A 14,345-nucleotide genomic window follows, 5' to 3' on the forward strand; every position below is an offset into this window, starting at 1 on the left:
TACTTTCGAAATTCAGGGTTAATAAATATACATATCCCCGCTGATGCGGATATGGGGCGCGAGAGCTTGCGGAAGTCTTATGAGGACGCTAGGGTATTTTTTTCAAAATATTACCCGAAGTACGGACAGTCCGATATGTTGTGCGATTCCTGGTTGCTTTCCCCTGTCCTTGCTAAGCTGTTGCCGGAAAGCTCAAATATAATCCGCTTTCAGAAGGCGTTCGAATTGATACGAGTGGATGAAACGAACGATAGCGCGATCAGATGGGTTTATGGAAGAACGGACCTTCCAACACACGAACTTCAGGAGCATACTTCCTTACAGAAAAAAATCAAGGCCTCTCTGTTGGAAGGCGGTGGCATTGGCGCAGCCTTAGGAATACTGAAAGAAGACCCCTGGAAGCACTAAAGCCTGCTGGATGTTATGGTGTAATGATCGGCTTCCTGTATTGTTAACTCCTTTTCAATAACCGGGTTTGCATGCACCCAGTATCAGCATAGTAAAGAAGCAATAACAGCAACTCCACATGCCATCACCTCACAGGCTAATAATATTGCCTGGGGATTTATCCTGTCCTTTAGCTTAATTCCGACAACTGGTCTAAACAGCATTGCTAGGTGATGTTTTAGTCATGTCGGCAATCAGACAATGTTCTTGTCTCCAATCGAACATCGGTCAATGTTCTTGACATCAACAATTGACAAGAACTATGATCCGATAAAAGAAAAAGACTGCTATTTTAGCGGACTTCAATCGGACCATGTTTTTGTCAACCGACAACTAGTAATACTACAGAATTTAACATCGCCGGCATCGAGAGTCCCGCAGTTGAACCATTTATTGGCCGTTTACATCGATCTGGATATGCATCGTTTCGGCGACGGAATCGTAATTGGCCAGATCAATCAACAACTTTCCGTTATACACATGACGCTTTGCCACTCAACCCCGTCAACCGGCTTGCTCTGCGCGAAGGTGACGCCAAGCCTCCATTCACTATTTCAGAATAGAACCGATTTCACTTCGTAGTTCGATAATTTTCTTAGCAGAAACCGGTGCCTTTCCACCGGCTTCTCTGCATTCAAGATGGTATAGTCACAAATAAACGAAAGGCTCTTTAGCGACGACAAATGTTAGAGAAATCCCATCCGCAATCGGAAGAAGCCATCCGGCCAAATATTTCATTCCCATTCCTCCGTACGCTCATGCCAGACCACGATCATCGCCTTGTTCATGCCGAGCATGGACGCGTCGTTGACGTAGGCGCACAGCGTCCATTCCGTGATGTCGCCGCAGACCATGACGTCCAGCTCCTTGTCACGCATGAGCTCTACCGGTAAAATAGGTTGGCTCATGCGTGACGATCAGGATCGCGCCAATCCTGATCGCCACCTTGATCACGTCGACGGGCCGTAAAGGTCGTGACAATGCCCGTCACTTCCACGCCGGGGCTTCCGCTGGCCAAGACGTCGCACGTCTCTTCAAGCTTTCGTCCTCCGCAGCTTCTCTCCAACACCCGGTCGATAACTTCTTGCACCTTCATTTGTCCGCAACTCCTCTTCTATAGGGAAGTGTAATTATCCCTTTACGGCGCCGATAACGACTCCTCGGGTCAAATATTTCTGTAGCGGCGGCAGTACGATGAGAATCGCAACGATTCCGAGAACTGCCAAAAAGACCCCGTCGCCGGGGTCTTTTCGATTACGAGCACTTGCTATAGCCGCAGTTCGCGCAGGTCTTGCAGCCTTCCACGTTCAGCAGCGACGCCGAGCCGCAGGACGGGCACAGGTCCTTGGACGTGTACGCGGAAGCGTCGTGCGAGCCGTGGCCGTGCCCGCTGCCGATGACCGGGAACGTCGCGGTCGTCGTCGCGGCGATCGGAGCTTCGGCGGCGGCCGCCTGCTCATCCTCCGCGAGCAGGTTCGCGTGCAGCTCGAGCGCCTTCGCGACGGCGTCGGCGATCGACTCGACGCGGTTCGGACCGAAGCCGACGGCGCCGGAGCCGCCGATGCCCTTCAGGTGCTTGACGAGCAGCTGCACCTTGTTGCCGTGGTCGCCGTACCGCAGGAACAGCGAGATGACGCGGCCGAGCGCTTCCGCCATGGCGAATACGTCCGAACCGGCCTTGCCGACGTTCAGGAAGATCTCGCCCGGCGTGCCGTCGATGTCGTTGACGGTGATGTACGCCATGCCGAACGGCGTATTGAACTTATACGTCGCGCCGCGGAGCACCTTCGGGCGGCTCTTGTACTGCTTGTCGAACACGTTCGCCTGCTGCGGCGTGACCGTCACCGGCAGCGACGCGGCGAGCGAGCCGATCGCGGCCGTCTCGGCGGCGGAGGACGCCGGAGCCTGCGCGGCGGCCTCCGCAACCGGCGCAGCCGATCCGACCGATGCGGCCGGCGCGGACTCGGCGCCTTCAGCCTTCGCGGCCTCGTCCTTCTTCTCGTCCTTCGCCGTGCTCAGAACTTGCACGTCGCGGCTGCCGTCGCGATAGATCGTGACGCCCTTGCAGCCCAGCTCGAACGCGAGCTCGTACAGCTCGGCCGTCTCTTCGACCGTGAAGTCGGACGGACAGTTCGCCGTCTTCGAGATCGAGCTGTCGACCCACCGCTGGATGGCGGCCTGGACGCGGATGTGGTCCTTCGCGGACAAGTCCATCGCGGTGACGAACCACTCCGGCAGCTCTTCGCCCGGATGGGCGTTCTTCCACTCCTGCGCGATCGGCACGAGCTGCTTGTCGAAGCCGAGCCGGCTCTGGCGGAAGAATTCGAACGCGAAGTACGGCTCGATGCCCGTCGACGTGCCCACCATCGTGCCGGTGGAGCCCGTCGGCGCCTGCGTCAGGACGGTGACGTTGCGCATGCCGCGCTTGCGGACCGCTTCCGTCACTTCGGGATAGACGGACTCCATGTTTTTCATAAATCCGCTCTGCAGGAACGGCTCGGCCTCGAACGCCGGGAACGAGCCCTTCTCCGCCGCGATCTCCGTGGAAGCGAGATACGCCTCCTTCGCCATGAAGCCGTAGATCTTGTCCAGGAACTCGATGCTCTCCGGGCTGCCGTAGCGAATCTCCAGCCGGATCATCAGCTCGGCCAGACCCATCGTGCCGAGGCCGACGCGGCGCTCGTTCTTCTGGTTCGCCTCGTTCTCCGGGAAGTGGTACGGCGTCTTGTCGATGACGTTGTCCAGGAACCGGGTCGAGTAGCGGACGACGCGTCCGAGCTCTTCCCAAGCGACGTCGTGCTTCTCCTCGTCGTAGAACTTGGACAGGTTGATCGCCGACAGGTTGCAGACGCCCCAAGCCGGAAGCCCCTGCTCGCCGCACGGGTTCGTGCAGATGATCGGGTTGAAGTACCAGCTGTTCGACATCTGGTTGTAATATTCCATGAACACGACGCCCGGCTCGGCCGACTTCCACGCCGATTCGATGATCGTCTTCCAGATGTCGCGGGCCCGCACCGTCTTATAAGAAACGACCGGCTTGCCGGCCTTCTTCCACTTGTCGAGGTCGCCGTCCCACAGCTCGTTGTATTCCGGGTCCTTCGTGTCCGGGAACACGAGCTCCCAGTCGAGGTCTTCCTTGACGGCCTTCATGAAGCCGTTGCTGACGCAGACCGACAGGTTCGCGTTCGTCACTTGGCCCATCGTCTGCTTAACCGTGATGAAGTCGAGCACGTCCGGATGCCAGTCGTTGATCATGAGCATCAGCGCGCCGCGGCGGCTGCCGCCCTGCTCGATGAGGCCGGTCGTGTAGCTGAACAGCCCGCCCCAGGACACCGCGCCGCTCGACGATCCGTTCACGCCCTTGACAACGGAGCGCCGCGGACGGAGCGAAGACAGGTTGATGCCGACGCCGCCCCCGCGAGCCATAATCTCGGTCATCTCGCTGAGCGTCTCCATAATGCCGCCCCGGCTGTCATGAGGCGAAGGGATAACGTAGCAGTTGAAAAGAGTAAGCTCTTCGCTCGCTCCCGCGCCCGCTGCGATCCGTCCGCCCGGCACGAGCTTCCAGTCGTCGAGCAGCCAGCGGAACTTCTCGCTCCACTCCTTCTGCTTCTCTTCCGTCGTCTCGACCGAAGCCATCGCGTTCGCGAGACGCGTCCACATCTCCTCCGGCGTCTTCTCGATCGTCAGCGTCAGCTTCTCGACGTCGGATTCGACGATCTCGCCGCTTCTCGTCTTGACCGTCGCCTTGCGACCTTGCCTAGCGATGACTTCCCCGACTTCCTTCGCCGGGAACTTGGGATCGTCCTTGGTCAGCACCAGCACGACGTCGCCGACCTTCGTCTCGTTCGTATCCGCGTTCTTCCAAGCATACCGGTCCAGGAATATTTTCTCGCTCAGGCCCTGCAGCCGCTTCGTCTCCACCGTCGTTTTCAAAATCCGGCACACCCTCTCGTTATGGCATCAGAATCAAGGATTGCTAGGCTTGCTAGGTTCGCAACAACAACGATAATGTATGTAAATTGTACAATATATTGTGTGCGAAAACCATTATACTATACTACATATGGTGCTACCACAGACCGAAAGACCCATTGACAAGCCTCTCGCCCGACGCCGCGCTCTCTACCTTCGGATCTCTCCCGATTTCTCCCTTTATCGCCAACCGCCCGTTTTAGAATCGTCCCGCTTGCTCATACTATAGGGTATTCCGGCGCCGACATGCCCGCCATCGTTCATCTCACTTCAGGAGGACTGCCACCTTGCATAGCGAACCGCTGCAGCAACGATCCCCCGCCGCCGAGCCCGCCGAAGAGCTTCTTCCGACGGAAGCCGCGCCGCTTGCGGACGCCCCCGCTTCGGAAGCCGAACCCGCCGTCGCCGCCGGAGGACGCGCCGCTCCCGCCGCTCCGGCCCGGAAGCTGCACCCGCTCGTCGACCTGTATATCGACCGCAGCCCGTTCGAAGAATTGGAGCGCCGCATCGAACGCAACGGGCCGTGGGACGATTGGGGTCTCTACCGGATGGCGTGGGAAGCCGAAGAAGCGCGCCGGATCGGCGACTTCCGCGAATTGCAGAGCCTGAGGCTCCTCCCCGGCCTGACGCCGCTCCCCCACCAGCTCGACACGGCGCTCCGCGTGCTGTACGAGATGAGAGGAAGAGCGATTCTCGCCGACGAGGTCGGTCTCGGCAAGACGATCGAAGCCGGGCTGATCCTGAAGGAATATCTCGTCCGGGGCCTCGTCAAGCGGGCGCTTATCCTCGTGCCGGCTTCTCTCGTGCTGCAATGGGTGCGCGAACTGAGCGGCAAGTTCGGCATCCCCGCCGTCGCCCAGAAGAAGGCGTACACGTGGGGCAGCGACATCGTCGTCGCCTCCATCGACACCGCGAAGCGCGAGCCGCACCGCTCCCTGCTGCTGGACGGCGAATTCGACATGCTGATCATCGACGAGGCCCACAAGCTCAAGAACAAGAAGACGGGCAACTACCAATTCGTCTGCGACCTTCGCAAAAAATATTGCCTCCTGCTCACCGCGACGCCGGTTCAGAACGACTTGTCCGAGCTCTACAATCTCATTACCCTGCTCAAGCCGGGTCAACTCGGGGGCGAAGGCGAATTCGCCGCCAACTTCGTCGCGGACCGCAGGGTCGCGAAGAACGAGGAACAGCTCCAGGCCGCCCTCGGGCAGGTGATGATCCGCAACCGGCGCAGCGACGGGACGCTCGAATTCACGAAGCGGATGGTCGCCAACGTGCCGCTCCAGCTGTCGCCGGAAGAGCAGAACCTGTATGAAGGCGTCACCCGGTTCGTGCGCGAGCACGCGCAGGCCGAGCGGGGCGACATGGCCAGCATGCTGTCCCTCGTCACCCTGCAGCGCGAAGTATGCTCGAGCCGCGACGCCGTCTTCCTGACGTTGATCAACCTGTCGAAGAAGGTCGCCCCGGACTCTCCCCTGCACGCGCGCGTCTGGGAGCTCGTCGAGATGATCCGGAGCATCAAGGCGAACACGAAGGCCCAGAAGACGATGGAGCTGCTCGAGAGCATCCAGGACAAGGCGATCGTGTTCACGGAATACCGGGCGACGCAGGATTACCTGATCCGGTACTTCAAGGAGCATGGCTTGAACGCCGTTCCGTACCGGGGAGGCATGAACCGCGGGAAGAAGGATTGGATGATGGACTTGTTCCGCCGGCGGGCGCAGGTCATGGTCGCCACCGAAGCCGGGGGCGAAGGGATCAACCTGCAGTTCTGCCACCATATCGTCAACTTCGACCTGCCCTGGAACCCGATGCGCGTCGAGCAGAGAATCGGCCGGGTTCACCGTCTCGGGCAGACCGAAGACGTCCGCATCTTCAACCTATGTACGACCGGGACCATAGAGGAACATATCGTACACCTGCTCCATGAAAAAATCAACATGTTTGAAATGGTAATCGGCGAGCTCGGCGAGATCCTGGAGCGCTTGGAGAAGGAGGAGCCGCTCGAGCGGAAGCTGGCCAAGCTGGTGCTCGAAGCGGACGATCCCGGCGAGCTCCGCAAGCGCATCGACGGGCTGGGCGACTCCCTGCTCGAAGCGGGAAGGCAATTCGCGAAGGAGAGAGACCGATGAATCCGAAGCAGATGCAGAAGTTCGTCCTCTCTTATCTCCAATCCACAGACTGCCATATTCTCGAAAAGGGACCGTCCCACGTGACGGTCAAGCTGTCCCCGGCCGCCGACCGGGCGCTCACGAACCGTCCTTACTATTGGAGCTTCGTCGACCGGACGGGCGCCGAGCCGGAGACGATGACGTTCCGCTGGATCTTCGAGCCGCCGGGGGAGAACTCCGCGCCGGAGACGCCGGGCCTGTCCCCTTACATGATCGGAAGCACGCGGGTCATTCAGGACTACGTCTACTTCGGCTCCGGCCGGCTCGCGCAGATCTTCGAGTCCGTCGGCCAGGCCGGCAAGAACGTCATGCTGTTCGAGGAGCCGCCGAAGGGGCCGGGCCATCCGCTCGGCTCGCAGCCCTACACCGCCTGGCTCGGAGCGAACTTCAAGGTCGGCTACGAATGCGACATGAAGCGCGAGGAGCTGTACGGCATGGGCATCTCGCTCGCCACCGGCATCATCGACGAGCGGTTCCTCGAGAAGCTGCGGGACAAGCGGCTGACGCCGAAGCTTCCGTCCAACGTCCATCTGCTGCGGAACGGCCTCTCCCTTCGCAAGGCGATGACCCAGCTCGAGAACCATCTCGAGCGGAAGCTGAGGAACGCCGACTTCGGCTGGGCCGCCGAAGCGGAGGAGCGGCGTCTCGACGAGCTGGCCCGGGTCGGGCAATACTACGAGCCGATGATCGAGCGTTCCGCGACGAAGGAGCAGGCCGAGGCGCTGACCGCCCGCTTCAACCAGCGCAAGGAAGAGATCGATTGGCAATATCGGCCGAGGGTGACGTTATCCGTCATCAACTGCGGCATTTTCCACCTTCCCGGCATCGAGTGACAAGAATAGAACCGGGCGCGCGCTCCGGCCGCGGACACGTTCCAACAGGATCGGCACGGCTTGTCCGCTATAATGCAGAGGAAGACGCCGCACGATTCCGATGCCGCTCCACCAATCGACGAAGCAGGTGATAAGCTATGACCGATAACCGCCGCCGGACGATGCCGAGGCTGTGCAAGCTCGCGGTCGCGGGAGCGCTGATCTGGACGACGCTCTCCGGAGCCGTTCCGGCTTCGGCCGACTCCCCCGCGACCCTTCCTTCCGACTCCCTCGTCTCGGCTCTCGCCCGGCAAGTCGCGCTGGAGCTCGTCCAAGGCTACCCCGCCGAGCTCGAGAAGAGCGTCGACGGCTGGATCGCTTCGCTCTCCGCCCGGCGGCCGTTCGCAGCCTGGAAGACGGCATCCCGCGCCATCGAGCCGCTCGGCCCGGGCACGCACGGCTGGCTCGTCACCTTGCGGTCGCCCGCGAAGCAGGCCGTCGGCTATCTTGTCGTCTACGCCGCCGAAGACGGGTCGTACCGGCTCGGCGAATACGGCGTCGGCCCGCAGCCGCTGTTCGACAAGGCGAGCCTCAGCCGCTCGCTCGTCGCGAACGGGATTCTCTCGTCCCATTCCTCGCCGTACCGGGCCGAGAAGCAGTACCTGCATCCGTTCGCCGCCGTCTGGAAGGTGACCGTCGAGGGCGAAACGTATTGGTTCGACGCCAAGACGGACGAGCAGCTGCCTCTCGACGACAAGAGCTGGGCGCGGATTCGCGAGGCGTTCCACGGACTCTCTCCGGAACCCGATGCGGCCCCGGCCGTGTCGAAGCTTAAGCTCGGCGAACCGTTCGATCCGTACGAGCGCCTGCCGTGGCTGATGAACGAAGCCCCGTTCGACGCCGACGCCGATTCGGACTTCGTCGCCCGGGTCGGCCAGGGCCATCCGCTCCGGTACGTATGCGAGCCGTTCGGGGACAAGATGCTGTACGCGATAGCGGTCGTCGGCTATACCGGCTGGTCCGGAGGCCGGATCGACGCGGCTCTCGAGATGTACGGCTCCCGCTTCGTGCCTTTGTCCACCCTGCGTTCTTACGGACTTTTCTATCGATAAAAAGGATTGGCGAAACGAAGAAGAGGGGCCCCGTTCATGGAGCCCCTCTTCTCTCTTTACAAACTCGGCCCGAATAAGATCGCTGGGGTTCGTTCGATTTTCCAAAATCGGCTTTTGACGCCAAATAGCGTCTCCTGAGTTCGTTTCAGAACGGGCATATAAACCGGAACCCTGTGATTCCGATCGCAGCCATGAACGCGAATTCGGTCTTGCTCAGAAAAAAAACCGCAAGTTCCGGTCAAGAGCCCGGAGCTTGCGGTTTGTCGGATTTGCCGCGTTTGTCGTCCCACCAGATCTGCATCCCCATCGGCACCATGCCGAACCACTGGGTCGTCCAGGGCACCCGGGGCTTGACCGGCTTCTCCTTCTCCTCCGCCGGCGTCGTCAGGTATGCGGCGACCCGGTTCGTCACCAGCTTCAGCAGATCGGTTCCTTCGCTCATGTCCTCCGCCTCCTTCGTTCCTCGTATGCTCTTAGGATGCCCCGCCACGCCCGGTCTCAAACGCCGATTCGGCCGCAGCCGGCGATGGCGGCGAAGGCGGCGAAGGCGGCGAAGACGGCGGCTTGAATGAGACGGGGCGCTCCGAGCCACGCTATAGAGGACGCTTGAACGGAACCGAGCAAGGAAGGGAGGAACGGCGGATGGCCCGCATACGCATTCTGAGGTTCGTCGGAAGGGGAGTCGCCGTCGCGGGCGTCGCTCTTCTCCTGTCCGGCTGGTCGCGGGACGACGCCGCCGGGAGCCGGAAGCCCCCGCCGCCCGTCTCCCCCGTCCCCCATACGATGCCGGCGACGGACGTCCTGATCGACGTCGGACACGGCGGGATCGATTCGGGCACCTATTGGAACGGCATCCACGAGAAGGACATCAACCTCGCGATCTCCCGCAAGCTGTATTTGATTCTGCGCAGCCATGGCGTCTCGGCGGCGATGAACCGGACGGGGGATTACGCCCTGAGCGACGACAACCGATGGCATCGGGCTTCCCGGCACAATCGGGATCTGTCCCAGCGCGGAGGGCTGAGCGACGAGATCCGGCCGGATATCTTCGTGAGCATTCACGTCAATTGGTCTCCCCGCCGGAAGAACCGGGGCCCTCTCGTCATTCATCAGAACGAGGGCCGGAGCGCGCTGCTCGCCGCGTTCATCCAGGACGGGCTGAACCGCCAGCAGAATACCCGGAAGCTTCCGATGAGCAGCCGGAAATACTATGTGCTGAACCGCGTGCGGGTGCCGAGCGTCATCGTCGAGACGGCGTACTTAAGCGATCCGAGGGACCGGGAGCTGCTCACGTCGGCGCGCGGCCAGACCCGAATCGCGATGGCGATCGCGGAAGGCATCCTCGCCTACCGGTGCGTGGCGCCTTGACCGCTCGCCCGAACAAGCGAACGAAGGACCATCCCGAAGGCCGGGGGGACGGCCGGCGGCAGCAGCTGCGACAAGCGGACGAACTTCGCTCCGGTCTTCTCGAACCCCGGGATGGCCGAACGAAGGGCGCCCGACGTGATCAGCCCCGGAGGGCCGACGTGTCCGATGACGACGCAATTCGTTTTTTTGTCCAAGCGCTGCTTAAGCACGCCCAGCTGCCGGGAGACGTGAGCGGCGGTATAGACGTCGTCCAGGAAGACGTCGTTGCGCAGCAGCGGCACTCCCAATTCCTTGGCTACCTGGGGAATGACCGACTTGTAGGACGTGCGGCTGTCGAGGAAAAAAATCCCCTTCTCCTTGCATACCTGCAAGACGATCCGCATCACTCTCTCGTCGGCCGTCGCCTTCGAGCCCATATGGTTGTTCATTCCGACGGCATGGGGGACGTCCGCGATCGCCGCTTCCACGCGCCGCCGAATCTCGTCGTCCGGCAGACTGGTTAGAATGGCGTTCGGTCCGAGCCAGCTCGCCTTGCCCTTGACCGGCTCCATCGGCATGTGCACGATGACGTCATGTCCCTTCGCGTGCGCCGCTTCGGCATCCTTCTTCGTCGTCGGCAGGAACGGCATCACCGCCGCCGTCAGCGGAACCGGAAGACCGAGCATCTGCTCCGTCCCCTTCATCCCGTTGCCGAAGTCGTCGATGACGACCGCGATCCGCTTGGCCGCGGCCGGGTTCGCCTCCTCCCGCGCCGCCGTTCCGCCCTGCGCGTAGACTCCGTCCGGCGCCGACGACCAACCCGCGCCGGCGAGAAGGAGCGCCGCCAGAACGCCTCTTCCCCATCTCGTTCGTTGGAACAGAGGTCTCCTCATGACCATATCCCTCCTGACATCCGCCTTGGCCGAGCCATAGACTCATTGTGTCAGACTCGCGGAGGAATTATTCGGATGCGCGGGGGAATCCAGCCACATAACTTAGGCCCTATCGTGTATAATGAGGTCGACCAAATTCACCGCAAAGGAGACGCGTGTCATCGAAGCGCTCAAACGCAAAATCGTCGAAGAAGGCGTCGTGCTCGGGAACCAGGTTCTCAAGGTCGACTCCTTCCTGAACCATCGCATCGATCCGGTCCTGATGGACGGGATCGGCGACGTCTTCGCCCGCTTATTCGCGGAGGATGGCGTCACCGTCGTCCTCACCATCGAATCGTCGGGCATCGCCCCCGCCGTCATGACGGCTCTGAAGCTGAACGTGCCGCTCGTGTTCGCGCGGAAGCGCAAGTCGCTGACCCTTCGCGACGATCTCTATACCGAGAAGGCTTACTCGTTCACGAAGCAGGAAGAGAACGAGATCACCGTGTCGAAGTCCTACATCGGCCCCGGCGATCGCGTTCTCGTCGTCGACGATTTTCTGGCGAACGGACAAGCTTCCCTTGCTCTCGCCCGGATCGTGGAGCAGGCGGGAGCCCGCGTGGCGGGCATCGGCATCGTCATCGAGAAGTCGTTCCAATCGGGACGGCAAGCCTTGATCGAAGCCGGATACCGGGTCGAATCCCTCGCCCGGATCGCTTCGCTCGAGGACGGCTCCATCCGGTTCGCGGAATAGGGCCCGGTATCGGGCGGTTCGCCTACGAGACAGGCGCCGATAGGCATCCGAACAGGCGTGAAGTTGGCCCGCCCCGTATACTGTAGCACATCCACGGAAGGAGTTGATTGCCTTGTCTTCTTGCCCTCCGAACTCGAACTGTCCGACCCAAACGGTGTACGACCCGCCTCAAGTCGTCTACGAAGACTACTATCATCCTCAAGTCGTGAACGTCGTGCATTCCGTCGAAGTCATTCGCCGCCATCATTGCGTTCCGGTTCCGCACCACGTCTACACTTGCACCGCGAAGGACGTCTGGTGCCACGACACCGCGGAGGTACGCGGCCTTCATCGCGGCGGCTCCCGATCGCGCCTGTCCGCCGCCAGATCCAGAAGATAACGACGCGTTCCCGCGGCGATGAGAAGGGCGGGCCGGGAAGCCAGCTTCCCTCAGCCCGTCCGGATCCTCCGGGACTCGCCGGCGGGGAGACGAATCCCGTCGCGGGCCGCGCGTTCTTCGCTCTTCCGCCCTTCGGCCGGCTTCGACGGGTCCGCTCCGAACCGGCGGCGCAGCGATTCCCGGGAATGGACAAGCCTCATCGGAACGAGCTTCTCCCCTTGTCCCCGCACCCTCCTGCCTCCGTCCGGATGCATGAAGCGAAGCAGCAGCCTCAGATACAGAGTGCAGAGCCGCTCCTCCATCCGCGAGGGAAGACGCTGGTGCTCGAAGCCGAGTCCGTGGACGAGTCCGCGGTGCAGCAGGGTGATGCCGACCAATGCTTTGATTTTCCTCAATTCCGGATGCGTCTCCATGGAGAAGTAGATTTGCCGGACCGCGTCGCGGGCGAGCCTGGCGGTCGCCAGAGCCGCGCTGCTGGATGCGGCCGAGCTGGTCAGGGAGAGCACCGTCGCGTTGTCGAGATGAAGCTCCCCGACCCAATCTCCTCTCTCGATCCGGGTTCCGTCCTCGCAGACGATCGCCCTTCCGTGGTGCTTCTTCAGCAGCACCCTGCATATTCCGAAGCGATAGGCGCCCGCGCTTCTCCACTCCATGTACTTCCCGATCGCTCCCTCCCACGCCATCCATGCCGCTTGGCCGATCGTCGCTCCGCGCCCCGCCTTCGCCGTCTCCGTTCCGATCATTCTCTCGTCCGCCTTTCCCGAATGAATTCCCGATCTCTTAATCTCATTCTATCGGCTCGCTTCCGTGCTGCCGATTGGCCCGCGTCGCGTTCTGCGGACTGCCGAGGTCGGGTTCTTCGCTAGACTTAAGGAGGGGGTATTTACAATTCGTTCGAGGTGTGTTACCTTATTTCCATGATTTTAGAAATAACGAAATACAGCCGCCGAAGCGGCCGGAAGGAGGACATCGAGATGCGGGAAGAACCGGAAGACATTCGCCAAGCCGTCAAGATCTACAAGGCTCTAGGAGAACCGACCCGCTTCCGCATCGCCCGCATGCTGGCGAACGACCCGCCGCTCTGCTGCGCAGACCTCGGGACCCGGCTCGAATCCGTCGCCGGATCGACGCTGTCCCATCATCTGAAGCAGCTGACCGACTGCGGCTTGCTCGAATCCAGCAAGGACGGAACGTTCGTCTATTACAAACTGAACCGCGAATTGGCGAAGAGGTTCGCTCCCGTGTTGTTCGAGTAATTTTTTTTGAATGTTTATATCTATTTTTATAGATATATAGAATTTAGGAGTGGAGAGGTGTTTACCGTATGAAGCAACAGGTATGGAAGATCTATATGCTGGCTCTCGTCAGCTTCCTGGTCGGGACGTCGGAATTCATTATCGCGGGCATTCTCGACAAGGTGGCGGAGGACGCGGGCGTATCCGTGTCCGCGGCCGGCCAGCTGATCACCGTCTTCTCGCTGGCGTACGCCATCGGGACTCCGATCGTCATGGCGGCGACCGCGAAGATGGACCGCCGCAAGCTGCTTCTCTATTCGCTCGGCTTCTTCATCGTCGGCAACGCGGCCACCCTGCTCCTGCCGGGCTTCGGCTTCCTGATGGTCTCCCGGGCGATGCTGGCGATCGGCACGGGCGCCTTCGTCGTGACGGCCCTGACCGTCGCCTCGAAGCTGGCTCCCGCCGACCGCCAGGCCGGGGCGATCGCCACCGTCATTACCGGCTTCAGCACCGCGCTCATCGTCGGCGTCCCCGTCGGGCGCGTCGTGGCGGCGGCCTACGATTGGAAAATGACGTTCTGGGGAATCGGCATCCTCAGCCTGCTGGCCATGTTCGCCATCGCGAAGACGATTCCGCAGACCGAAGGCGACGAACCCATCCCGCTCGGACGGCAGATCGCCATGCTGAAGCAGCCGAAGATCGCGATCGCCTTGGGCGTCACCTTCTTCTGGATTATGGGCTACTCCGTCGTCTACACGTATATCTCTCCGTTCTTGCTCGACGTCTCCGGCCTGAGCGAGTCGGAGGTCAGCATCGGCCTGTTCGCCTTCGGGCTCGCCAGCCTGGTCGGCTCGAAGATCGGCGGCTTCTCGACGGACCGGTTCGGCGTCGCGCGAACCCTCGTCATCGGCATGACGGTTCACGCTCTGTCTCTGGTCCTCCTGTCGACGGTATCGGGATCGGCCGCCGTCGTCCTTCCTCTATTGATCGTATGGTCGCTGTCGGCGTGGTCTTCCGGCCCGACGCAGCAGTTCAACCTGATCTCGCTCGCTCCGGCCGCGTCCGGCATCATGCTTAGCCTGAACACGTCCGCCGTCCAGTTCGGCATGGCGGCGGGGGCCGGCATCGGCGGCGTCGTCGCGGAAGGCTCCTCGCTGTCGGCCATCGCTTGGATCGGCGCCGCGGGCGTCGCCGTCGCGGCCGCGGCCGCCGCCGCCTCCTTCGGGGGCGCGCGGATC

The 14,345-nt window shown here is 61.5% G+C and carries 15 protein-coding genes; 9 read left to right on the forward strand and 6 right to left on the reverse strand.

Annotated elements, in window-relative coordinates:
- The coding region (locus H7B90_RS27630) for a hypothetical protein (RefSeq protein WP_260411271.1) at positions 1 to 408 on the forward strand (408 nt) is incomplete at its 5' end.
- 773 nt (positions 409 to 1,181) lie between these two features.
- Here the strand turns inward: H7B90_RS27630 and H7B90_RS33220 are convergent.
- From H7B90_RS33220 to H7B90_RS27640, 3 genes are all read right to left on the reverse strand, one after another.
- A complete protein-coding gene (locus tag H7B90_RS33220) occupies positions 1,182 to 1,325 on the reverse strand; it encodes a hypothetical protein (RefSeq protein WP_246578828.1) in 144 nt (47 codons plus the stop codon).
- A gap of 26 nt (positions 1,326 to 1,351) precedes the next feature.
- Entirely contained in the window at positions 1,352 to 1,543 is a 192-nt protein-coding gene (locus H7B90_RS33225) for a hypothetical protein (RefSeq protein WP_246578829.1), read from the reverse strand.
- 158 nt (positions 1,544 to 1,701) lie between these two features.
- The gene (locus H7B90_RS27640) at positions 1,702 to 4,383 is read right to left on the reverse strand and encodes an adenosylcobalamin-dependent ribonucleoside-diphosphate reductase (RefSeq protein WP_185139135.1); all 2,682 of its coding nucleotides are present in this window, start codon (positions 4,381 to 4,383) and stop codon (positions 1,702 to 1,704) included.
- Between the two features lie 485 nt (positions 4,384 to 4,868).
- Here H7B90_RS27640 and H7B90_RS27645 point away from each other — a divergent pair, with 485 nt between their 5' ends.
- The 3 genes from H7B90_RS27645 to H7B90_RS27655 all read left to right on the forward strand — a co-directional run bounded on the left by H7B90_RS27645 (position 4,869) and on the right by H7B90_RS27655 (position 8,520).
- A complete protein-coding gene (locus tag H7B90_RS27645) occupies positions 4,869 to 6,557 on the forward strand; it encodes a DEAD/DEAH box helicase (protein WP_185139145.1) in 1,689 nt (562 codons plus the stop codon).
- Positions 6,554 to 7,429 carry a YqhG family protein gene (locus H7B90_RS27650; RefSeq protein WP_185139136.1) on the forward strand — a complete coding sequence of 292 codons (876 nt, stop codon included), beginning with the start codon at positions 6,554 to 6,556 and terminating at the stop codon, positions 7,427 to 7,429. Before H7B90_RS27645 ends, H7B90_RS27650 begins: the two co-directional genes overlap by 4 nt.
- A 137-nt stretch (positions 7,430 to 7,566) precedes the next feature.
- A complete protein-coding gene (locus H7B90_RS27655; RefSeq protein ID WP_185139137.1) occupies positions 7,567 to 8,520 on the forward strand; it encodes a hypothetical protein in 954 nt (317 codons plus the stop codon).
- A gap of 238 nt (positions 8,521 to 8,758) precedes the next feature.
- Here the strand turns inward: H7B90_RS27655 and H7B90_RS27660 are convergent, their stop codons facing one another.
- Positions 8,759 to 8,962 carry a YqzE family protein gene (locus H7B90_RS27660; RefSeq protein WP_185139138.1) on the reverse strand — a complete coding sequence of 68 codons (204 nt, stop codon included), beginning with the start codon at positions 8,960 to 8,962 and terminating at the stop codon, positions 8,759 to 8,761.
- A gap of 200 nt (positions 8,963 to 9,162) precedes the next feature.
- Between H7B90_RS27660 and H7B90_RS27665 the strand changes: the two genes are divergently transcribed.
- Positions 9,163 to 9,888, forward strand: a complete 726-nt coding sequence (locus tag H7B90_RS27665; RefSeq protein WP_185139139.1) for an N-acetylmuramoyl-L-alanine amidase family protein — start codon at positions 9,163 to 9,165, stop codon at positions 9,886 to 9,888.
- Here H7B90_RS27665 and H7B90_RS27670 read toward each other — a convergent pair.
- Positions 9,867 to 10,760: a divergent polysaccharide deacetylase family protein gene (locus H7B90_RS27670; RefSeq protein ID WP_185139140.1), complete on the reverse strand. Its 894-nt coding sequence runs from the start codon at positions 10,758 to 10,760 to the stop codon at positions 9,867 to 9,869. The genes H7B90_RS27665 and H7B90_RS27670 overlap by 22 nt on opposite strands.
- A gap of 160 nt (positions 10,761 to 10,920) precedes the next feature.
- Here H7B90_RS27670 and H7B90_RS27675 point away from each other — a divergent pair, with 160 nt between their 5' ends.
- Positions 10,921 to 11,493, forward strand: a complete 573-nt coding sequence (locus H7B90_RS27675) for a xanthine phosphoribosyltransferase (protein ID WP_185139146.1) — start codon at positions 10,921 to 10,923, stop codon at positions 11,491 to 11,493.
- 112 nt (positions 11,494 to 11,605) lie between these two features.
- A complete protein-coding gene (locus H7B90_RS27680; protein WP_185139141.1) occupies positions 11,606 to 11,872 on the forward strand; it encodes a hypothetical protein in 267 nt (88 codons plus the stop codon).
- A gap of 50 nt (positions 11,873 to 11,922) precedes the next feature.
- On the opposite strand, the gene H7B90_RS27685 is transcribed toward H7B90_RS27680, so the two are convergent.
- Positions 11,923 to 12,615, reverse strand: a complete 693-nt coding sequence (locus H7B90_RS27685; RefSeq protein ID WP_185139142.1) for a YkoP family protein — start codon at positions 12,613 to 12,615, stop codon at positions 11,923 to 11,925.
- A 231-nt stretch (positions 12,616 to 12,846) separates the two neighbouring features.
- Between H7B90_RS27685 and H7B90_RS27690 the strand changes: the two genes are divergently transcribed.
- The gene (locus H7B90_RS27690; RefSeq protein WP_185139143.1) at positions 12,847 to 13,128 is read left to right on the forward strand and encodes an ArsR/SmtB family transcription factor; all 282 of its coding nucleotides are present in this window, start codon (positions 12,847 to 12,849) and stop codon (positions 13,126 to 13,128) included.
- Between the two features lie 68 nt (positions 13,129 to 13,196).
- The coding region (locus H7B90_RS27695) for an MFS transporter (protein WP_185139144.1) at positions 13,197 to 14,345 on the forward strand (1,149 nt) is incomplete at its 3' end.

The organism is Cohnella xylanilytica, from assembly GCF_014212175.1.
GTDB classification, from domain to species: domain Bacteria; phylum Bacillota; class Bacilli; order Paenibacillales; family Paenibacillaceae; genus Cohnella; species Cohnella xylanilytica.

Coding starts and splice junctions, on each gene's coding strand:
- H7B90_RS27650 (WP_185139136.1), top strand. CDS start 6,554: ATGAATCCGAAGCAGATGCAGAAGTTCGTCCTCTCTTATCTCCAATCC.
- H7B90_RS27660 (WP_185139138.1), bottom strand. CDS start 8,962: ATGAGCGAAGGAACCGATCTGCTGAAGCTGGTGACGAACCGGGTCGCC.
- H7B90_RS27670 (WP_185139140.1), bottom strand. CDS start 10,760: ATGAGGAGACCTCTGTTCCAACGAACGAGATGGGGAAGAGGCGTTCTG.
- H7B90_RS33220 (WP_246578828.1), bottom strand. CDS start 1,325: ATGCGTGACAAGGAGCTGGACGTCATGGTCTGCGGCGACATCACGGAA.
- H7B90_RS27665 (WP_185139139.1), top strand. CDS start 9,163: ATGGCCCGCATACGCATTCTGAGGTTCGTCGGAAGGGGAGTCGCCGTC.
- H7B90_RS27690 (WP_185139143.1), top strand. CDS start 12,847: ATGCGGGAAGAACCGGAAGACATTCGCCAAGCCGTCAAGATCTACAAG.
- H7B90_RS27685 (WP_185139142.1), bottom strand. CDS start 12,615: ATGATCGGAACGGAGACGGCGAAGGCGGGGCGCGGAGCGACGATCGGC.
- H7B90_RS27655 (WP_185139137.1), top strand. CDS start 7,567: ATGACCGATAACCGCCGCCGGACGATGCCGAGGCTGTGCAAGCTCGCG.
- H7B90_RS33225 (WP_246578829.1), bottom strand. CDS start 1,543: ATGAAGGTGCAAGAAGTTATCGACCGGGTGTTGGAGAGAAGCTGCGGA.